Below are 19,161 nucleotides of genomic sequence, written 5' to 3'. Positions count from 1 at the left end.
AGGCGTCGGCGGCCTGACCAGCATAGATCAGACCCCCTCGCCAATCACGGGTTAATGCGCGGCGGAGCATAGCTCGCCGGTAGCGCGGGTGAGCGCCAGGCGGTGCAGGGCATCCCTGTTGCCACGGTCGATGGCGCCGGCGACCCAGTGCGGGCAGTCCGGGCTGCTGCGGTAGGGCGTAAAGGCTGCCAGCTGTAACAGGAGGGCTTTCTGCAGGCCATCGAGTTGCGGGCGAATCTGCCCCAGCAGGTCCGGGCGCGCGCTGTTCGGGGCCTCGCCTTTCAGGCGCCAGTCCACCAGCAGGCCATACTGCACCAGTTTGTTGGCTTCGATCTGGGCCGCGAAGAACTGCTCCACGAACGCTGGCTCAAGCTTGTACTCGGGCGCCAGTACTACCGCGCCTGCGATCACCTCGCGCTCGCGGGCGCGATCTTCCACAGGCTTTTTGCTATCCCATTTGCTCAGGGCCACTTGGTCAGCAATGTTCAGGCGCTGCTCGATGCTGCTCAGCAGTGAGGGCAATTCGGCGGGGGCGGGCGTGGCGGCGGCTGCGAGGCTGGCAAAGGCACTGCCGACCAGGGCCAGGCAAAAGGCAGAAAGCTTAGGCATGCGAGGTTCCGTTGTTATTGGTTTGGCGCTCCGTTATGCCAGTAAATCCAAGGGTCCGCCAGCTGCGATCCATGGCCTGCTGCCCGGTTTTGCTTCCTGTTATTGCCGCCCATGAAAAAGGCCTCCCGAAGGAGGCCTTTTCATGCAGCCAGGCGGGATCAGACGCTGTAGTACAGGTCGTATTCCAGTGGGTGCACGAAGGTGCGAACCTTGATTTCTTCTTCGGACTTCAGCTCGATGTAGGCATCGATGAAGTCGTCGGAGAACACGCCGCCCTTGGTCAGGAAGGCGCGGCCCTTGTCCAGCTCTTCCAGGGCTTCTTTCAAGCTGCCACAAACCTGTGGGATTTCCTTGGCCTCTTCAGGCGGCAGGTCGTACAGGTTCTTGTCCGCGGCATCGCCAGGGTGGGTCTTGTTCTGGATACCGTCCAGGCCGGCCATCAGCAGCGCGGCGAAGGCCAGGTACGGGTTGGCAGCCGGATCCGGGAAGCGTGCTTCGATACGGCGGCCTTTCGGGCTGTTCACGTAAGGAATGCGGATGGACGCGGAGCGGTTGCGAGCCGAGTAGGCCAGCATCACCGGAGCTTCGAAACCAGGGACCAGGCGCTTGTACGAGTTGGTCGATGGGTTGGTGAAGCCGTTCAGTGCCTTGCCATGCTTGATGATGCCGCCGATGAAGTACAGGGCGGTATCGGACAGGCCGGCATAGCCTTCGCCAGCGAAGGTGTTCTTGCCATCCTTGGAGATGGACATGTGCACGTGCATACCCGAGCCGTTATCGCCATACAGGGGCTTGGGCATGAAGGTCGCGGTGCGGCCGTAGGCATCGGCAACGTTGTGAACAACGTACTTCAGGGTTTGGGTTTCGTCGGCTTTCTTCACCAGGGTGTTGAACTTGACGCCGATTTCGTTCTGGCCGGCAGTCGCCACTTCATGGTGGTGAACTTCAACGGTCAGGCCCATTTCTTCCAGGGCATTGCACATCGCGGTGCGGATTTCGTGGTCGTGATCGACCGGTGGAACCGGGAAGTAGCCGCCTTTCACGCCTGGGCGGTGGCCCTTGTTGCCGCCGTCCACGTCCTGATCGGTCATCCAGGAAGCTTGTTCGGAGAAGATCTTGAACATCGAGCCGGAGATGTCGGACTTGAACTTCACTTCGTCGAAGATGAAGAATTCTGGCTCCGGGCCTACGAATACGGTGTCACCGATGCCGGTGGACTTGAGGTATTCCTCGGCGCGGTGGGCGATGGCGCGCGGGTCGCGATCGTAACCTTGCATGGTGGAAGGTTCGATGATGTCGCACACCAGGATCAGCGTCGGCTCTTCGGTGAACGGGTCCAGCACGGCGGTTTCGTCGTCTGGCAGCAGGATCATGTCGGACGCTTCGATGCCTTTCCAGCCGGCGATGGAGGAGCCGTCGAACATCTTGCCGACTTCAAAGAAGTCATCATCCAGAGCGTCGCGAGCCGGCATGGTGACGTGCTGCTGCTTGCCTTTGGTATCAGTGAAGCGCAGATCAATCCATTTAACGTCATGATCTTTGATGAGTTGAACCGACTTCGACATGTTGTCCTCCGGGTGGATGGGGACGGACTGTGCGCCCCTGGATTCAGTGCTGCCGCCGCATACTCGGCCAAGGCAACCTGCCTCACAAGGGAGCAATTTGCATGCCAGTGCCCCGAGATGGGCATGGCTCGAAAAAAGCCCGCTTTTGCGGGACTTACAGACGGCGTACGAAAAAGGCCCGCACCTTAACGGGGCGGCGCTCGTTTGTAGCGTCCCAAAATGGTGCTTTCCGAGCTTTCGACAGATAGTTGGTCAAACCTTGAACAATTTCCGATATAATGCTGCCCCTTTTTTCAGCTGGGCCATTGCGCGCGCTGTTCATGAAATTGATCGTTAAAGTCTTCCCCGAGATCACCATCAAAAGCCGGCCGGTGCGAAAGCAGTTCATCCGCCAGCTGGCGAAGAATATCCGCGCGGTGGTGCGTGACCTGGACCCCGGTATTGCGGTAACGGGCGTGTGGGATAACCTCGAGGTTCAAACGAAAGTCACCGACGCCAAGGTGCTTAAGGAGCTGATCGAGCGCCTGAGCTGCACACCGGGCATTACCCACTTCCTGCAAGTGGATGAATACCCCCTGGGTGACTTTGACGACATCGTGGCCAAGTGCAAGGCCCACTTCGGCCACCTGCTGCCCGGCAAGCGTTTCTCCGTGCGCTGCAAGCGCGGGGGGCGGCACGATTTCACTTCTATGGACGTCGACCGCTACGTTGGCAGCCAGCTGCGCCAGCAATGCGGCGCGGCCGGTATCGACCTCAAGCACCCCGAGGTTGTGGTGCGGATGGAAATCCGCGACAAGCGCCTGTTCGTGATTCACAACCAGCACAAGGGCATCGGCGGCTATCCATTGGGCGCGCTGGAGCAAACCCTCGTGTTGATGTCCGGCGGGTTCGATTCCACCGTGGCGGCCTATCAAATGATGCGCCGCGGGCTGATGACCCACTTCTGCTTCTTCAACCTCGGCGGCCGTGCCCACGAGCTGGGCGTGATGGAAGTCGCGCATTACCTGTGGAAGAAGTACGGCAGCTCTCATCGGGTGCTGTTCATCAGCGTGCCCTTCGAAGAGGTGGTTGGCGAAATCCTCGCCAAGGTGGACGACAGCCAGATGGGCGTTATCCTCAAGCGGATGATGCTCCGCGCTGCCAGCCGCATGGCCGAGCGCCTCGAAATCGACGCGCTGGTCACCGGCGAGGCGATTTCCCAGGTGTCCAGCCAAACACTGACCAACCTGGCAGTGATCGACTCGGTTACTCCTACGCTTGTCCTGCGGCCGTTGCTTGCTACTCACAAGCAGGACATCATCGACACCGCGGTCGAGATCGGCACCGCCGATTTCGCCAAGCACATGCCTGAATATTGCGGCGTGATCTCGGTGAACCCGACTACCAGCGCGCGCGGTTATCGCATCGAGCGCGAAGAGCAACGCTTCGACATGGCCGTGCTGGAAAGCGCCCTCGAGCGTGCGCGCCTTGTCTCGATCGACAACGTGATCGACGAGCTGGGCAAGCAGGTGGAGATCGAAGAAGTCGCCGAAGCCCTGGCCAGTCACGTCGTGCTCGACATTCGTCACCCCGATGCCCAGGAAGACGACCCATTGGCCCTGGAAGGGGTCGAAGTTCGTACGTTGCCTTTCTATGCGTTGAACAGCCGGTTCAAGGATCTCGATCCCGCCCGGCAATACCTGTTGTATTGCGACAAAGGTGTCATGAGCAGGCTGCATGCTCATCACCTGCTCAGCGAGGGGCACGCCAATGTGCGCGTTTATCGCCCGGCCTAGGAGGGGCCTCGGCGGCTGGAGCCGCCACCGCCCACCCGACCGCGCGCAGTGATTGCGCGTTTTGATCGGCCGCTGCCTTGAGCCGGCCCCACCGTATTCATCATCGAGATATACCCTGTGAGAGATAAGCTTCGTAACATCGCCATCATCGCCCACGTTGACCATGGTAAAACCACCCTGGTCGACAAGCTCTTGAAGCTGTCCGGCACCCTGGACCGCAAGGAGCTGAACGACGAGCGCGTGATGGACAGCAACGACCAGGAAAAAGAGCGCGGCATTACCATTCTGGCCAAGAACACTGCCGTCAAGTGGAACGACTACGACATCAACATCGTGGACACCCCCGGCCACGCCGACTTCGGCGGTGAGGTCGAGCGCGTGATGTCCATGGTGGACTCGGTGCTGCTGCTGGTCGATGCCCAGGACGGCCCGATGCCACAAACCCGTTTCGTGACCCAGAAGGCGTTCGCCGCTGGCCTGCGTCCGATCGTGGTCATCAACAAGGTCGACCGCCCGGGTGCAGATCCGGACAAAGTCGCCAGCCTGATGTTCGACCTGTTCGACAACCTGGGTGCCACCGAAGAGCAACTGGACTTCCCGATCGTCTACGCCAGTGCCCTGAACGGTATCGCTGGTCTGGACTACAACGACATGTCCGACAACATGGACCCGCTGTTCGAGGCCATCGTGAAACACGTGCCGGCCCCTAAGGTCGACCTCGAAGGCCCGTTCCAGATGCAGATCTCTGCACTGGACTACAACAGCTTCCTGGGTGTGATCGGCATCGGCCGCATCGCTCGCGGCCGCGTCAAGGCCAACAGCCCGGTAGTCGCCATCGACGCCGAAGGCAAGAAGCGCAACGGCCGTATCCTCAAGCTGATGGGCCACCATGGCCTGCATCGCGTTGACGTGGATACCGCTGAAGCGGGCGACATCGTGTGCATCAGCGGCATGGACCAGCTGTTCATCTCCGACACCCTGTGCGATCCACAGAACGTCGAGGCCATGAAGCCTTTGAGCGTGGACGAGCCGACCGTGAGCATGACCTTCCAGGTCAACGACTCGCCGTTCTGCGGCAAGGAAGGCAAGTTCGTCACCAGCCGCAACATCAAGGAGCGTCTGGAAAAAGAACTGCTGCACAACGTTGCCCTGCGTGTTGAAGAAACCGACAGCGCCGACAAGTTCAAGGTCTCCGGCCGTGGTGAGCTGCACCTCTCGGTACTGATCGAAACCATGCGCCGCGAAGGCTTCGAACTGGCTATCTCCCGCCCTGAAGTGGTTATCAAGGAAGTGGATGGCGAGAAGCAGGAACCCTACGAAAGCGTGACCATCGACATCGAAGAACAGCACCAGGGTGCTGTGATGGAACAGATGGGCCTGCGCAAGGGCGACCTGAGCAACATGGTGCCGGACGGTAAAGGGCGCATCCGCCTGGAATACACCATCCCGGCGCGTGGCCTGATCGGCTTCCGCAACAGCTTCCTGACCATGACCTCCGGCAGCGGTATCCTCACCGGTACCTTCAGCCACTACGGCCCGATCAAGGCCGGCGATGTTACCAACCGCCAGAACGGCGTACTGGTTTCCATGGCTACCGGCAAGGCGCTGACCTACTCGCTGGAAACCCTGCAGGACCGCGGCAAGCTGTTCCTCGAGCCTGGCCAGGAAATCTACGAAGGCCAACTGGCGGGCATCAACAGCCGTGACAACGACCTGGTGATCAACCCCACCAAGGGCAAGAAGCTCGACAACATGCGCGCTTCGGGCAAGGACGAGACCATCGCCCTGGTTCCGCCAATCAAGTTCACCCTTGAACAGGCTCTGGAATTCATCGCTGACGATGAGCTGGTTGAAGTAACGCCGAAGTCGATCCGCCTGCGCAAGAAAGTACTGAACGAGAACGAGCGCAAGCGCGCCTCGAAGTAAGTTCCTTGCAATGAAAAAGCCCGGCGAATGCCGGGCTTTTTTATGGGCTGCGCCTGACCATTGTGGGAGCGCGGCGTGCCGAAGGCGGAGCTCGCGAAGCAGGCACCGCGTATTCGGGACGATCCTGTTCGCTAGCGCTTCACCCGCCCCATCAACCCACCGATGGTGTCCTGAATATCGGCCGGCAGCACAATCGTTTTGGCATTGTTGCTGGTCGCCAGTTTTTCCATGGCACTGATGTACTTCTCGCCCAGCAGGTAAATCATCGGGCCGGTATCGCTGCCGATGGCGGCTTTCACCCGTTCGATGGCCTGGGCCGAGGCGTTGGCCAGGGTGACTTGGGCGTCACCGTCGCGCTTGGCCGATTCCAGGCGGGCCTCCGCTTCCAGAATTGCTGCTGTCTTCGCGCCCTCAGCGCGGGTGACGGTCGCCTTGCGCTCCCGTTCGGCCGCGGCTTGCAGCTCCATCGCGCGCTGCATCGACTCGGACGGCTTGATGTCCTGGATTTCCACCGAGCGAATAGTGATACCCCAGTCGATGGTTTGCTCGGACATGGCTTCGCGCAGCAATGCCTTGATCTTGTCCCTGGACGACAGGGCTTCATCCAGGTCCATCCCACCGATGATTGAGCGCAGGCTGGTCATGGTAAGGCTGCGTACGGCCTGGTCGTAGTCCTCGATGCCATAAGCGGCCTTGGTAGGGTCGGTGATTTTGGCAAAGCACAGTGCATTGGCGAGCAGCACGGCATTGTCCCGGGTGATGACCTCTTGCTGCTGGATGTCGAGGATCAGGTCCTTCGTGCTCATCTTGTAGCTGACCGTATCCATATACGGGATAAGGAAGTTCAGGCCGGGCTTGAGGGTAACGCGGTAGCGGCCCAGGCGCTCGACGATCCACTCCTGCCCCTGAGGCACCAGGCGCACACCCTTGGCGATGGTGACCACAATGAACACGAGAAGAATGAAGGGAATGATGAATGCGGCGTTCATGGAACCTCCTTGCTCGAAATAAAAACGTTCAACCAGCGTTGTTCGGGCCCACGCGCACGAGGTTGCCTTCCACGGCGAGTACGCGCACACGTTCCCCGGCGAGGATCTCGGTGTCGGCGACACATGGCCATTCCTCGGCACCCATCAACGGCTTTTGAAAGCGGACCTTGCCGCGTTGAAAGGGAGTGACGGAAAGGGTGACCAGGCCTACTTCACCCAGCGCGTCTTCGGCGGACCATTGCGGCCCCCGCTGAACCCCGGCCCGAAATACCTTGAACCAGAGCAGCGCCAGCCCCACCGAGGCGGCGCTCCACACCAGTATCTGCACCCCGACGCCGGTGGCCGGGGCCAGCCAGAGTACGAACGCAACCAGCAGCGCGCCCAGACCGAACCAGACAACGAAGAACGACGTGACCACCAGCTCCAGCAACACCAGGGCCACGCCGGCAACCGCCCAATACCACCATTGGATATCCATAACATTCTGCCTGTGTGAACAGGGCGAAATGGTGACGCCTGCACCACCGTTTAGGAAGCGCTGCGTTGGGTGGATTTATTCGGGATGTTTCTCAGCGTGCGAGCGGCTTGGGTTTGTAGGCGCAATAGCCCGGGCGGGGACCGATCTTCGGGTGGTTGCGGCAGGTATCGGGGCGCTTTTCGTAGATGGTGCACAGGCGGCTTTTGCGATCCAGGTACAGGCAATCGTCGTTGCTCATTCGCGCCAGGGTGAAGATGCCGCTTTTCTGATTGAAGCGGTCAACGATGCCTTCCTTTTGCAGCCGCTTGGCGACGTTCTTCGGGGGCTCGTCTTTCTCGAACTCATCCACCACGCCAATACGGATCAGGTCCTTGATACGTACTTCCACTGGGAGGGTGCAGCAGGTCGACATGCAGCCGCCACACATGTGGCTGGCGTACTTCTGCCAGGTTTCGAGGCGGTCGAGCTCGGCGGCGGCAATCAGGGCGGGTTTCATGGTGGCGTATCTGCAGGATCGGGCGCGCGATGATACCTGCACTGGCCATAGGTTCAATCGCTGTTCATGCCATTTCTGCCAAGAGTTTTCTCGAACCCGGCCTACCACCCCCTGTCGAACGGTCTAGGCTGATTGCACCAGCGAAGGTTTTTTTACGCATTGAGGGCTTCAAATGTCTCAGGAACCGCTTACCCGAAAAGTCAAAGTCGATGTGGACGAATTTCGTGCCGCTGTACTCGCCAAACTGACCTACGCGGTTGGCAAGGACCCGGAACATGCATTCGATCACGACTGGTTCGAGGCTATTGCGCTTGCCGCCCGGGACCATATGGTCGATCACTGGATGGACCACACCCGTCAGATTTATCGCAGCCAGCAGAAGCGCGTGTATTACCTCTCACTCGAGTTTTTGATCGGCCGTTTGCTGGTCGACAGCTTGAGCAACATGGGCATCCTGGACGTGGCGCGTGAGGCATTGGACGGCTTGGGTGTGGACCTCGACAAGATCCGCTTGCTCGAGCCTGACGCTGCCTTGGGCAACGGCGGCCTCGGGCGCCTGGCAGCCTGCTTCATGGAGAGTATGTCTACCCTGGGCGTGGCCGCGCACGGCTATGGCATTCGCTACGAGCACGGGCTGTTCCGCCAGGCAATCATCGACGGCTGGCAACAGGAGCAGACCGAGAACTGGCTGGATTTCGGCAACCCCTGGGAGTTCGAGCGGCCCGAAGTGATTTACCCGATCAGCTTTGGCGGCCATGTAGAGGCAACGATAGAAAGCGACGGTAGCGCGCGGCAGGTATGGCGCCCGGGCGAAACCGTACGGGCGGTGGCTTACGACACCCCGGTGGTGGGCTGGAAAGGTGCGAGCGTGAACACCTTGCGGCTGTGGCGCGCGCGCGCCATGGAAGAACTCCACCTGGAGCGTTTCAACGCCGGCGACCACCTCGGTGCCGTTGCGGACGTAGCCCGCGCCGAGAGTATTTCCCGCGTGCTGTACCCCGCTGATAGTACCGAGGCGGGGCAAGAGCTTCGGCTGCGTCAGGAATACTTCTTCGTGTCTGCCTCGCTGCAGGACCTGATGCGCCGCCATGTGAACATGCACGGCACGGTGAATTCGCTGGGCGAGCATGCCTCCATCCAGATGAACGACACTCACCCGTCGATCGCGGTGGCCGAACTGATGCGGTTGCTGGTGGACATCCATCAGCTGAGCTGGGACGAAGCCTGGAAAGTCACGGTCGATACCCTGTCCTATACCAACCACACCTTGCTGCCAGAAGCGCTCGAAACCTGGCCTGTGGGCCTGATGGAGCGGATGCTGCCACGGCACATGCAGATCATTTACCTGATCAATGCCCAGCACATCGACGGCCTGCGCGCCAAGGGCACCGACGATGTGAACCTGCTGCGCACGGTATCGCTCATCGAGGAAGAACACGGCCGCCGCGTGCGCATGGGCAACCTGGCATTCCTGGGTTCGCATAGCGTGAATGGCGTGTCGGCGCTGCATACCGACCTGATGCGCAGCACAGTGTTTTCCGATCTCAACAAGCTGTACCCGGAGCGCATCAACAACAAGACCAACGGCATTACCTTCCGCCGCTGGTTGTACCAGAGCAACCCCAAGCTGACGTCGATGCTGGTGGACAAGCTGACCGAAGCCGTACTGGATGACCCCGAGGGCAACCTCAAGGGGCTGGAGCCCTTCGCTGACGATGCGCTGTTCCAGCGCCGCTTCGCCGAACAGCGGCTGCACAGCAAGGAGGCGCTGGCGCGGATCATCCAGGACCGCCTGGGCGTGGCGGTAGACCCCAAAGCGCTGTTCGACGTGCAGGTCAAGCGTATCCACGAGTACAAGCGGCAGTTGCTCAACCTGCTGCATACCGTTGCGCTGTACCAAGCCATTCGCGCAACCCCGGAAAAACCCTGGGTGCCACGCGTGAAGATCTTTGCCGGCAAGGCCGCAGCCAGTTATCACCAGGCCAAGTTGATCATCAAGCTCGCCAACGACATTGCCCGTACCATCAACAACGACCCCACGGTACGTGGCCTGTTGAAGGTAGCGTTCCTGCCCAACTACAACGTGAGCCTGGCCGAAAGCATCATCCCGGCGGCGGACCTCTCCGAGCAGATTTCTACCGCGGGGTATGAAGCTTCCGGTACCAGCAACATGAAGTTCGGGCTCAACGGGGCACTGACCATCGGCACCCTGGACGGGGCGAACGTGGAGATGTGCGACCACGTAGGCGCAGAGCACATGTTCATCTTTGGTCTGAAGGCGGACGAAGTGGAAGCCCGCAAGCACAGCGGCGACCACAGCGCTCACCAGGAAGTGGCCAATTCGCACCGGCTCAACGACGTACTGCAGGCGATCCGCGGCGGCGTGTTCTCCCCGGATGATCCGTCACGCTATGTGGGCCTGGTGGACAGCCTGCTCAGCTACGACAACTTCCTGGTATGCGCGGACTTCGAATCCTATTGGGCGGCGCAAATGAAAGTGGAAGAGTTGTGGCGGCACCCGAAACAGTGGTGGCGCTCGGCAATCCTCAACACCGCGCGGATGGGTTGGTTCTCCTCGGACCGTACGATCCGCGAGTACGCCAAGGAGATCTGGAAAGCGTTGTAATTCCCGGGTTCTGCCCGGTCTTGAAGCGTACCTCCGTGGGAGCCGGCGGGGTCGGCCATCCGGCGAAAGCTCGCGAAGGGGCAAAAAATATTCGCGAGCTTTGGCATGCGCCCATAAAGTTGGACGAGTAAATCAGGCTGCTGCGGCCTGGGTCCTGTACGCCACAGGGCTCAGGCCGTCGAGCTTCATCTTGATGCGGTAATGATTGTAATAGTGAATGTATTCCTCAATCGCCGTCCATAGCTGATCGATGCTGGTAAAGCGCTCCCGGTAGAAGAACTCCGTCTTGAGCGTGCCGAAAAAACTTTCCATGGCCGCGTTGTCCAAGCAGTTACCTTTGCGCGACATGCTCTGTTCCAGACCCGCTGCCTGTAGCCGGTCGCGGTACTCCTGATAGCGGTAGTGCCAGCCCTGATCCGAGTGCAGCAGCGGCGTGGCACCGTCCGGCAAGCGCTTCAGAGCCTGCTCCAACATTTGCCCCACCAGCGCATACTGTGGGCGTTCGGCGAGCTGATAGGCCACGATCTCGCCGTTGTACAAGTCCAGCACGGGCGACAGGTACAGCTTTTCACTGCCCACCTTGAACTCGGTCACGTCGGTCACCCACTTCTGATTCGGCGCCTCGGCCTTGAAATTCCGGGCCAGCAGGTTGGGCGCGGCTACCCCTATCAGGCCGTTGTACGACTTGTACCGCTTGGGTCGTACCTTGCATTGAAGCCCCATCTCGCCCATCAGCCGACGCACTTTCTTGCTGTTGACCAGCTGCCCGTCGTGACGCAGGGTCGCGGTCACGCGGCGGTAGCCGTATCGGCCCTTGTGCTGATCCTGAATGCTCTGGATCGCAGCTTTCAGCGGGGCGCTCATGTCCCCGGCAGCAATCGCCTTGAGTTGGTAGTAGTAGGTGCTGCGCGCCAGCCCGGCCGCCTTGAGCAGCGCATCAAGGTCAAAGTCCGACCGCAGCGCGGTGACTATCCGGGCTTTTTCTTCCCGGCTGCCGCCTGCCTTTCCTTTTCCTCCCTTAACGCCTTCAACTTTTTTAGGTAAGCGTTCTCCACCCGAGCCTGGTACAGCCTGGCCAGCAACTGGTCATGGGTCAGGTCTTCATCCTTGATCGACTCGGATGGAAGGGGCGTCTGGGGTTTTGGAAATTTCGGCTTGGACATGACAACAGGCAATTCCTGGGGCCCCGGGCGCGGGGCTTCGATGGCGCTACTGTAGTACTCACGCTCCCATCTGCCCACCTGGCTGGAACAGCCGAGGTTGAACAGGGCCGCGACCTCTCGAAGCGATAGGTGATCGCGCCACTTCGTTTGCAGTACCATCAGCTTGAATTCGGTGGTGTACGACTGGCGCGCACGCGGCGTGACACCCTGTTCGCCATGTTGCCTATAGGCCGCAATCCAGCGGCGCAGCAGCGTGGGATCAACGCCGAAGTCGGCGCCAACGCGGCGAAAACCGTAGGCCCCAGAGAGGAAGGCGCCGATCGCTGAAAGCTTGAACTGCGTACTGTACTTGCTCATGAATACACCCCAGAGGTTGGATGGATGTCCAACTTCTAGGGCGCGCCTCAAAGCTCGCGAATGAGGGCTTAAGGAAACCGCTCAAGACAGTTGCTTCCTCAGAGTGCCGGATGGCAAGGGCTGGCTTACTGTCCGATGAACTCAGCCGGTTGGTCGGGGTCTGAGGGCAGTCGCGCCGGTGGCGTATCAGGCTATGCACGGGACGTTGTTATATTCCGTACATAGCCCTGGTTTGCTTTCGCCCTGTAAACTGCGCGGGTTTTATCCCCCTCCCCGGAACCGGAGCTTTTCCATGTCGCCCGTTACCCTGAGTCGCTACCTGATCGAGCAGACGCGAAGCAACAACACCCCTGCCGATCTGCGCTTCCTCATCGAGGTCGTCGCCCGCGCGTGCAAGGCCATTGCCCATCAGGTACAGAAAGGCGCCCTTGGCGGGGTGCTGGGTAGCATGGGTACTGAAAACGTACAGGGCGAAGTTCAGAAGAAACTGGACGTGCTGTCCAACGAAATCCTGCTTGAAGCCAACGAATGGGGTGGCCACCTGGCCGGCATGGCGTCCGAAGAAATGGACAATGCCTACCAGATCCCCGGCAAATACCCTAAAGGCGCCTACCTGCTGGTCTTCGACCCGCTCGACGGCTCCTCAAACATCGATGTGAACGTCTCGGTTGGCACCATCTTCTCCGTTCTGCGTTGCCCGGATCAGTACCTGAGCCAGAACGACGCGCTGAACGAACAGGCCTTCCTGCAGCCAGGCACCCAGCAGGTCGCCGCTGGCTACGCGATCTATGGCCCGCAAACCATGCTGGTGCTCACCTTGGGCAACGGCGTGATCGGCTTTACGCTGGATCGCGAACTGGGCAGCTTCGTGCTTACCCATGAAGACATCCAGGTGCCGCAAACCACCGCCGAATTCGCCATCAACATGTCCAACCAGCGCCACTGGGAAGCGCCCGTGAAACGCTACGTGGACGAGTTGCTGACCGGCCAGGACGGCCCGCTGGGCAAGAACTACAACATGCGCTGGATCGCCTCCATGGTGGCGGACGTGCACCGTATCCTTACCCGTGGGGGCGTGTTCATGTACCCGCGCGATGATCGCGAGCCTTCCAAGCCAGGCAAGCTGCGCCTGATGTACGAAGCCAACCCCATGTCCTTCCTGATTGAGCAGGCGGGTGGCGCCTCCACCGATGGCCGCCAGCGCATTCTCGATATTCAGCCAGAAGGCTTGCACCAGCGCGTGGCGGTGTTCCTCGGCTCGAAGGAAGAAGTCGAGCGCGTGACCGGTTACCACCAGTAACCAATACGCCCGCTCCGGTCGGGGCGGGCGTTCTATCGCAGGTCAGATCCTGAAGCTGCCTACCAGCTGCTTCAAGCGGCTGACCTGGCTTTCAAGGTCACCGCAGGCGTTCAGGGTGGATTGCAGGTTCTCTACCCCTTCCTGGTTCAACAGGTTGATCTCGGTGATGTCCCGGTTGATGGCCTCCACTACCGCGGTCTGCTCTTCGGTAGCGGTAGCGACTGACTGGTTCATGCCGTCGATCTCGCCGATGCGCTGGGTAACGCTGTTCAGCCGATCCCCGGCCTGGTTGGCCACCTCTACGCTCGCTTCGCTCTGCCGCTGGCTCTCGGTCATGATCTCTACAGCCTGCCGTGCGCCTTGCTGCAGTTCCTCGATGATGGCCTGCACTTGCTGCGCGGACTCCTGAGTGCGATGTGCCAGGTTGCGTACTTCATCGGCCACCACCGCAAAGCCTCGGCCCGCTTCCCCGGCGCGTGCGGCTTCGATGGCTGCGTTCAAGGCCAGCAGGTTGGTTTGCTGTGAAATGCCGCTGATCACCTCGAGGATTTGCCCGATGTTGACGGTATTGGCATTAAGGGTTTCGATGTTCCCGCAGGAATTGCTGATGTTTGCCGACAACTGCCCAAGCGCGCCGATGGTTTTGTGCACCACCTGCTGGCCCTGATCCGCCAGGCCACGGGCTTCGCTGGAATGCTGCGAGGCGAGGGCGGCGTTGTGGGCAATTTCCTGAGCGGCAGCGCCCAGTTCGTTGATGGCGGCAGCCACGCTACCGGTGCGCCCGGCTTGCTGGTCGGAGTTGAGCATCGAAGCGTTGGAAGTTTCCACCACCCGCAGTGCCACCTGGTTCACCTGTGCGGTGGCCGATGCCACTTCGCGGATGGACTCATGGATACGCTCGACAAAGCGGTTGAACGACTCGCCCAGGGTGCCGAATTCATCCCGGCCATGGATGGTCAGGCGGCGGGTAAGGTCGCCTTCGCCAGCCGCAATGTCTTGCAGCGCACGGTTCATCACATGCAGCGGGGCCATCAGCACACGGATCAGCAGGCCCAGCAACGCAATGATGGCCACCACAGCGATAACCATGGCTACCAAGGCCGAGGCGCGGAACTCACCCAACATGGCAAGCGCTGCGGACTTGTCCAGCACCGTTGCGATGTACCAGTCCGCTGAAGGCACGCCCTTGAGCCGGGTGAACGTGATGTATTGCTCTTCGCCGTCCGCCTGCACTTCTTTCAAGCCACCGCTGATAGCAGGCGCGCCTTGTGGATAAGCGTCGGCCAAGGTTTTGAGCGCAAGGCTGGCATTGGGGTGAATCAATATCTTGCCTTGCCCGCTCACGATGAATGCCAAGCCATGGCCACCAAAATTCAGCGAGTTGATGATGTCGCTCACCTGGCCCAGGTCGATATCGGCACCGGCCACGCCGAGGCGCTCGCTGCCACGCTGGACAGGGGAGGCGACCGTTACCACCAGCTTGCCCGAGGAGGCCGCGATGTAGGGCTCGGTGACGATGGTTTGCCCGGCGTTGTCGGCAGCCTTGTACCAGCCTCGCGCGCGGGGGTCGTAATCAGCCGCACGGTTGCCGGCAGGCACCGAGAACATCAAGCCGTCACGCCCACCGAAGTAGCTGAGCTGGAAGTTGGCCGGGTATACCGGCAGGCCAACGATCGCTGGCAGGCTTTGCGGGTTACCGTCAGCCACCGAGACTTGTTGCGCCATGGATTCGACCAGCTGCATGCGGCTGGTGAGCCACGTTTGCACGTTGCTGGCGGTAAGCGCCCCCAGCTGTGCCAAGGATGTTTCGGTTTGCGCTCGCAACGTCTGCCGCTGACGGTAATCGTTGAACAGGGTGAAGCAGGCAAACGCCAGCGCCACGATCAGCCCTGCAACCAGCAGGATCTTGTGGCTGAATTTCATGTTATTGCTCATTGCGAAGAGTGCTCGAAGCAGGTGCGAGGGGGGTCGGGCGCGGATTGTACGGTGTAAGTGGGTGCAAACTCAGCCCCGCACAGCGGAAATAAGCCACTTGGCGGATGGGCCCCGATGGCTGGCCGCTGCGCCCTGCAACACGTGTACATGCGCCTGGTGCCCGGAACCTCTCCATGGCCGAACCGTCCAACCCCGATCGAGTAATCAGGAACCCCACGGTAATGACTGAACAGGACTTGCCCGAGAAGATCGGGCGCGCCATTGACCGGCGTATCGCGGCCATTACCCGCGCGGCCAAGGGGCCAGAGACCGTGCTGATGACTGGCATGGCGCTGGGGTATATGGCGGCGCTGTCGGATGCCGGGGTGATCGACCCGCCGCTGCGCCTGGCGCTGGAGCGCAGGGTACAAGCGCTGGAACCGTCAGAGCTGGCAGACTAAGCCTCTATAGATCAGGAGCACTGAATATGGCTACCCCTCGGCGAAGCACTTTCTGGCCCCGCGCGGCCGGGCTATTAGCGTTGTGCGTGGGCATCGGCCTGCTAGCCGCTTGCAGTAACGCGGGCACTGGCGACGTTGCGCCAAAAACCGTTGGCAAGGTCGACCTCAAGCGTTATCAGGGTACCTGGTATGAGCTGGCCCGCCTGCCCATGTTCTTCCAGCGCAAGTGCGTGCAATCCGAAGCGCACTATGCCCTCAAGCCTGACGGCAATGTGGATGTGCTCAACCGCTGCAAGATCGCCGATGGCAGCTGGCAAGAGGCCCATGGCACCGCTACGCCACAGGTGCCGGGCGAGACCGACAAGCTATGGGTAGTGTTCGACAACTGGTTCTCGAAGCTGGCGCCAGGGCTGGCCAAGGGCGATTACTGGATCGTTGATCTCGATAATGCGTATACCCACGTGATCGTGGGAACGCCGGACCGTAAATTCCTTTGGCTGCTGTCTCGCACGCCAACGGTAAGCGAAGAGGTGAAGCAGCAATTGCTGACCCGCGCGCGCCAGCAGGGCTACGACACCTCCAGGCTTATCTGGCGGGCGGCGGACTGATCCTCAGGCCAGCACTGCCCGTAGCGTTCGGGTAAACGCGGGCAGGCTTTGCGCCTCGCCCGAGTGCTGGCCAGCGCGCACTCGCCATTTTCCTCCCACCATCACGTCACGCACCTGGCGGTCGCCACCGGCAAACAGCCAGCGGCCGAGCAGGGCGTCGTCGGTGGCAGTAGCGAGGTAAGGGTCTTGCGGGTCCAGCAGCAGCCAATCCGCGCGCGCGCCGGGCTCCAGCCTGCCAACCGGCTGCCCCAACGCCTGGGCGCCGCCAGCGAGCGCACCCTGATACAGCGCCTGGCCGACTTGCGGCGAGCGTGGGCCGTGCAGGCGGTTACGGCGTTGGTCGCGCAGGCGCTGGCCATATTCCAGCCAACGAAGCTCTTCCACCACACTCAGTGATACGTGGCTGTCCGAGCCGATTCCCCAGCGGCCACCTGCGGCAAAATATTCAACCGCAGGGAACAGGCCATCCCCCAGGTTTGCTTCGGTGGTGAGGCACAACCCCGCGACCGCGCCGCTCGCTGCCATGCGCTGAACCTCATCGGGGTTGGCATGGGTGGCGTGCACCAGGCACCAACGCGAGTCCACAGCCACATGGTTGAACAGCCATTGCAGTGGCCGGCTACCACTCCACGCCAGGCAATCGTCCACTTCCTTTTGCTGTTCCGCGATGTGAATGTGCACCGGCGCGGCAGCCGGGGCAGTTGCAAGCACCTGCTCGATCTGCTCCGGCGTAACGGCTCTCAACGAGTGGAAACAGGTACCCAACCGCTGCTCGGGTTGCTCTGCCAATGCGACGGCAAGCCGTTGCTGCAAGGCAAGGTAGGCTTCGGTGCTGTGGATAAACCGGCGCTGGCCTGCGCCGGGTGCCTGGCCACCGAAGCCGCTGTGGCTGTACAGCACAGGCAGCAGGGTAAGGCCGATACCCGCAGTGGCAGCGGCACGGCTGATGCGCAGAGCCATCTCCGCCGGGTCGCTGTAAGCCGTGCCATCAGGGTTATGGTGCAGGTAATGGAACTCGGCCACCGAGGTGTAGCCGGCCTTGAGCATTTCGATGTACAGCTGCGTAGCGATGGTTTCCAGGTCGTCGGGGCTGATTTTTCCCACCAGCCGGTACATCAATTCCCGCCACGTCCAGAAGCTGTCGTTCGGGTTGCCGGCCACCTCGGCCAGCCCGGCCATCGCCCGCTGGAAGGCATGAGAATGGAGGTTCGGCATCCCCGGCAGCAGGGCACCCGCGAGGCGCTCTGCGCCGTCGGCCGAGGCATTGGCCTGCACCGCCGTGATCGTGCCCAGGGCGTTCACTTCCAGGCGTACCGCCTGTGCCCAACCGTCGGGGAGCAGGGCGCGATCGGCGAAATAGGCAGGCATGGGGAATCTCTCCGGGCTTTGGTTGTATATACATATACAGCTGTTTGCGTGCCGGGTAAACTCCGGCAAGCTATGCCCGTTTACCCTTTACAGGTGCCCCTCGTGCCCATGCCGCCCGTTGTTTCTTCCTTGGCTGACCAGCTGGGCGAAAGCCCCGCGCCCCTCTACGCGCGGGTCAAGCAGATGATCGCCCAACAGATCCAGAACGGCACCTGGCCGCCCCATTATCGCGTGCCTTCCGAAAGCGAACTGGTGAGCCAACTCGGCTTCAGCCGCATGACCATCAACCGGGCGTTGCGTGAACTCACCGCCGAAGGCTTGCTGGTGCGCATGCAGGGCGTGGGTACCTTTGTGGCAGAGCCCAAAACCCAGTCGGCACTGTTCGAAGTGCATAATATTGCCGACGAAATCGCCGCTCGCGGCCATCGCCACCGCTGCCTAATGGTAAAGCTGGTGGAAGAGATTGCAGGCGCCACCCGGGCCGTGTCGCTGGATGTACGCGAAGGGCAGCGGGTATTTCATTCCATCATTGTGCATTACGAGAACGACGTACCGGTGCAGATCGAAGACCGTTACGTGAATGCACAGGTGGCGCCGGACTACCTTCAGCAAGACTTCACCCGCGAAACGCCCTACGCCTACCTCAACCGCGTAGCACCGCTGACCGAAGGCGAGCACGTGGTGGAGGCTATCCTCGCCGACGAGCAAGCCTGCCAGCTGCTGCAGATTGACCCGAGCGAGCCCTGCCTGCTGATCCGCCGGCGTACCTGGTCGGGGCGCGAGGCTGTCACTGCGGCACGCTTGATCCATCCCGGCTCCCGCCATCGCCTCGAAGGGCGCTTCACCAAATGAGGCTGCTGCGCGCTGGCGACTACGTTCGTACGCGGTGGAAGAACGGTGGCGGCAGCACGCGGGAAATCTGCCGCAATCATGGCGAGGGCCTGGACGGCTTCGGCTGGCGCCTGTCCATCGCCGATATCGAGCAGGGCGGCCCGTTCTCGACCTTCGCCGGCTACGAACGGATCATCACGGTGCTGGAAGGCGAGGGCATGCGGCTGCAAGTGGATGGCGTAAGCTCCGGCCCGCTGCACGTTTACGAGCCGTTCGCGTTTTCCGGTGACAGCGCGGTGAGCTGCGAGCTCATCGATGGGCCTATCCGGGATTTCAACCTGATCTATTCACCTGCGCGTTTCACTGCCCGGTTGCAATGGTTGGGCAGCGACGCACCGTTGCAGCTGAATGAATCGGATAAAACCTTTATCGTCTTCGCCGCCGGGCCACGCGCCCAGGTTGAGGTGGCGGGTAACACCACTGTTCTCCAGCGCCACGACACGCTTGTGCTGCCTCCTTCCCCTACTGCCCAAGTAACGGGCCACTGCTGCGTGATCGCCCTCTCGGCTCGCTGATCACCGCTGCGTCTATGTGCGTTCGCGGTGCGCGCAGCGTTGGCGCTGCGCCCTTTCGGCGCGTCTTCGTTCTGCTGAAAATTATCAAACCCTTTACTACCGGGCGTTTAATAACTTTGG

16 protein-coding genes and 1 pseudogene are annotated in these 19,161 nt (G+C 61.1%); 8 read left to right on the top strand and 9 right to left on the bottom strand.

Annotated elements, in window-relative coordinates:
• Nucleotides 1-51: 51 nt before the first annotated feature.
• Entirely contained in the window at nt 52-609 is a 558-nt protein-coding gene (locus AC3Z8Y_RS23150) for a chorismate mutase (protein WP_490087723.1), read from the bottom strand.
• A 158-nt stretch (nt 610-767) separates the two neighbouring features.
• Nucleotides 768-2,174, bottom strand: a complete 1,407-nt coding sequence (gene glnA, locus AC3Z8Y_RS23145; protein ID WP_490087722.1) for a glutamate--ammonia ligase — start codon at nt 2,172-2,174, stop codon at nt 768-770.
• Between the two features lie 320 nt (nt 2,175-2,494).
• On the opposite strand from glnA, the gene thiI reads away from it, so the two are divergent.
• Both thiI and typA read left to right on the top strand, forming a co-directional pair.
• On the top strand, nt 2,495-3,949 hold the full coding sequence (thiI, locus tag AC3Z8Y_RS23140; RefSeq protein ID WP_490087721.1) for a tRNA uracil 4-sulfurtransferase ThiI: 1,455 nt from the start codon (nt 2,495-2,497) through the stop codon (nt 3,947-3,949).
• A 117-nt stretch (nt 3,950-4,066) separates the two neighbouring features.
• On the top strand, nt 4,067-5,875 hold the full coding sequence (gene typA, locus AC3Z8Y_RS23135) for a translational GTPase TypA (RefSeq protein WP_181110937.1): 1,809 nt from the start codon (nt 4,067-4,069) through the stop codon (nt 5,873-5,875).
• A 131-nt stretch (nt 5,876-6,006) separates the two neighbouring features.
• Here typA and AC3Z8Y_RS23130 read toward each other — a convergent pair whose 3' ends face one another.
• The 3 genes from AC3Z8Y_RS23130 to AC3Z8Y_RS23120 all read right to left on the bottom strand — a co-directional run bounded on the left by AC3Z8Y_RS23130 (nt 6,007) and on the right by AC3Z8Y_RS23120 (nt 7,838).
• Entirely contained in the window at nt 6,007-6,864 is an 858-nt protein-coding gene (locus AC3Z8Y_RS23130; protein ID WP_181110936.1) for an SPFH domain-containing protein, read from the bottom strand.
• Nucleotides 6,865-6,892: 28 nt separating this feature from the next.
• Entirely contained in the window at nt 6,893-7,342 is a 450-nt protein-coding gene (locus AC3Z8Y_RS23125; protein ID WP_490087720.1) for an NfeD family protein, read from the bottom strand.
• Nucleotides 7,343-7,433: 91 nt separating this feature from the next.
• Nucleotides 7,434-7,838, bottom strand: a complete 405-nt coding sequence (locus AC3Z8Y_RS23120) for a YkgJ family cysteine cluster protein (protein ID WP_225775958.1) — start codon at nt 7,836-7,838, stop codon at nt 7,434-7,436.
• Between the two features lie 172 nt (nt 7,839-8,010).
• On the opposite strand from AC3Z8Y_RS23120, the gene AC3Z8Y_RS23115 reads away from it, so the two are divergent.
• Entirely contained in the window at nt 8,011-10,464 is a 2,454-nt protein-coding gene (locus tag AC3Z8Y_RS23115) for a glycogen/starch/alpha-glucan phosphorylase (protein WP_490087719.1), read from the top strand.
• A gap of 132 nt (nt 10,465-10,596) precedes the next feature.
• Here AC3Z8Y_RS23115 and AC3Z8Y_RS23110 read toward each other — a convergent pair.
• Nucleotides 10,597-11,984 (bottom strand): IS3 family transposase gene (locus tag AC3Z8Y_RS23110; protein ID WP_490086846.1). Its coding sequence is split into 2 segments (ribosomal slippage): nt 10,597-11,468 and nt 11,468-11,984, totalling 1,389 coding nucleotides; the frame shifts between segments, so codons are not numbered across the junction.
• Between the two features lie 292 nt (nt 11,985-12,276).
• On the opposite strand from AC3Z8Y_RS23110, the gene AC3Z8Y_RS23105 reads away from it, so the two are divergent.
• Complete coding sequence (locus AC3Z8Y_RS23105) at nt 12,277-13,284, top strand: class 1 fructose-bisphosphatase (RefSeq protein ID WP_181110932.1); 1,008 nt, start codon at nt 12,277-12,279, stop codon at nt 13,282-13,284.
• Nucleotides 13,285-13,326: 42 nt separating this feature from the next.
• On the opposite strand, the gene AC3Z8Y_RS23100 is transcribed toward AC3Z8Y_RS23105, so the two are convergent.
• Both AC3Z8Y_RS23100 and AC3Z8Y_RS23095 read right to left on the bottom strand, forming a co-directional pair.
• Entirely contained in the window at nt 13,327-14,091 is a 765-nt protein-coding gene (locus AC3Z8Y_RS23100; protein WP_490090075.1) for a methyl-accepting chemotaxis protein, read from the bottom strand.
• A 90-nt stretch (nt 14,092-14,181) separates the two neighbouring features.
• Nucleotides 14,182-15,207, bottom strand: a pseudogene (locus tag AC3Z8Y_RS23095) (HAMP domain-containing protein); the annotation flags it as partial.
• A 233-nt stretch (nt 15,208-15,440) separates the two neighbouring features.
• On the opposite strand from AC3Z8Y_RS23095, the gene AC3Z8Y_RS23090 reads away from it, so the two are divergent.
• On the top strand, nt 15,441-15,659 hold the full coding sequence (locus AC3Z8Y_RS23090; RefSeq protein WP_490087718.1) for a hypothetical protein: 219 nt from the start codon (nt 15,441-15,443) through the stop codon (nt 15,657-15,659).
• Between the two features lie 26 nt (nt 15,660-15,685).
• Complete coding sequence (locus AC3Z8Y_RS23085) at nt 15,686-16,267, top strand: lipocalin family protein (protein ID WP_490087717.1); 582 nt, start codon at nt 15,686-15,688, stop codon at nt 16,265-16,267.
• Nucleotides 16,268-16,270: 3 nt separating this feature from the next.
• Here the strand turns inward: AC3Z8Y_RS23085 and AC3Z8Y_RS23080 are convergent, their stop codons facing one another.
• Nucleotides 16,271-17,635, bottom strand: coding sequence for a formimidoylglutamate deiminase (locus AC3Z8Y_RS23080; protein WP_490087716.1), 1,365 nt, complete (start codon nt 17,633-17,635; stop codon nt 16,271-16,273).
• 108 nt (nt 17,636-17,743) lie between these two features.
• Here AC3Z8Y_RS23080 and hutC point away from each other — a divergent pair, with 108 nt between their 5' ends.
• Both hutC and AC3Z8Y_RS23070 read left to right on the top strand, forming a co-directional pair.
• Entirely contained in the window at nt 17,744-18,487 is a 744-nt protein-coding gene (hutC, locus tag AC3Z8Y_RS23075) for a histidine utilization transcriptional repressor HutC (protein ID WP_490090074.1), read from the top strand.
• A complete protein-coding gene (locus AC3Z8Y_RS23070; protein ID WP_490087715.1) occupies nt 18,484-19,041 on the top strand; it encodes a HutD/Ves family protein in 558 nt (185 codons plus the stop codon). The genes hutC and AC3Z8Y_RS23070 overlap by 4 nt, the downstream gene beginning before the upstream one ends.
• Nucleotides 19,042-19,161: the final 120 nt, after the last annotated feature.

This window comes from Pseudomonas sp. 3MAES_34.3B, from assembly GCF_058145875.1.
Note: the sequence above shows the minus strand (reverse complement) of the source record. Positions and strands in the feature narration are given on the sequence as shown.

What these genes read in the sequence shown, in the direction of transcription:
- AC3Z8Y_RS23150 (WP_490087723.1), bottom strand. Translation starts at nt 609, where the DNA reads ATGCCTAAGCTTTCTGCCTTTTGCCTGGCCCTGGTCGGCAGTGCCTTT.
- glnA (WP_490087722.1), bottom strand. Translation starts at nt 2,174, where the DNA reads ATGTCGAAGTCGGTTCAACTCATCAAAGATCATGACGTTAAATGGATT.
- AC3Z8Y_RS23125 (WP_490087720.1), bottom strand. Translation starts at nt 7,342, where the DNA reads ATGGATATCCAATGGTGGTATTGGGCGGTTGCCGGCGTGGCCCTGGTG.
- AC3Z8Y_RS23120 (WP_225775958.1), bottom strand. Translation starts at nt 7,838, where the DNA reads ATGAAACCCGCCCTGATTGCCGCCGCCGAGCTCGACCGCCTCGAAACC.
- thiI (WP_490087721.1), top strand. Translation starts at nt 2,495, where the DNA reads ATGAAATTGATCGTTAAAGTCTTCCCCGAGATCACCATCAAAAGCCGG.
- AC3Z8Y_RS23080 (WP_490087716.1), bottom strand. Translation starts at nt 17,635, where the DNA reads ATGCCTGCCTATTTCGCCGATCGCGCCCTGCTCCCCGACGGTTGGGCA.
- hutC (WP_490090074.1), top strand. Translation starts at nt 17,744, where the DNA reads ATGCCGCCCGTTGTTTCTTCCTTGGCTGACCAGCTGGGCGAAAGCCCC.
- AC3Z8Y_RS23085 (WP_490087717.1), top strand. Translation starts at nt 15,686, where the DNA reads ATGGCTACCCCTCGGCGAAGCACTTTCTGGCCCCGCGCGGCCGGGCTA.
- AC3Z8Y_RS23100 (WP_490090075.1), bottom strand. Translation starts at nt 14,091, where the DNA reads ATGCTCAACTCCGACCAGCAAGCCGGGCGCACCGGTAGCGTGGCTGCC.
- AC3Z8Y_RS23105 (WP_181110932.1), top strand. Translation starts at nt 12,277, where the DNA reads ATGTCGCCCGTTACCCTGAGTCGCTACCTGATCGAGCAGACGCGAAGC.
- AC3Z8Y_RS23115 (WP_490087719.1), top strand. Translation starts at nt 8,011, where the DNA reads ATGTCTCAGGAACCGCTTACCCGAAAAGTCAAAGTCGATGTGGACGAA.
- AC3Z8Y_RS23130 (WP_181110936.1), bottom strand. Translation starts at nt 6,864, where the DNA reads ATGAACGCCGCATTCATCATTCCCTTCATTCTTCTCGTGTTCATTGTG.
- AC3Z8Y_RS23090 (WP_490087718.1), top strand. Translation starts at nt 15,441, where the DNA reads ATGACTGAACAGGACTTGCCCGAGAAGATCGGGCGCGCCATTGACCGG.
- AC3Z8Y_RS23070 (WP_490087715.1), top strand. Translation starts at nt 18,484, where the DNA reads ATGAGGCTGCTGCGCGCTGGCGACTACGTTCGTACGCGGTGGAAGAAC.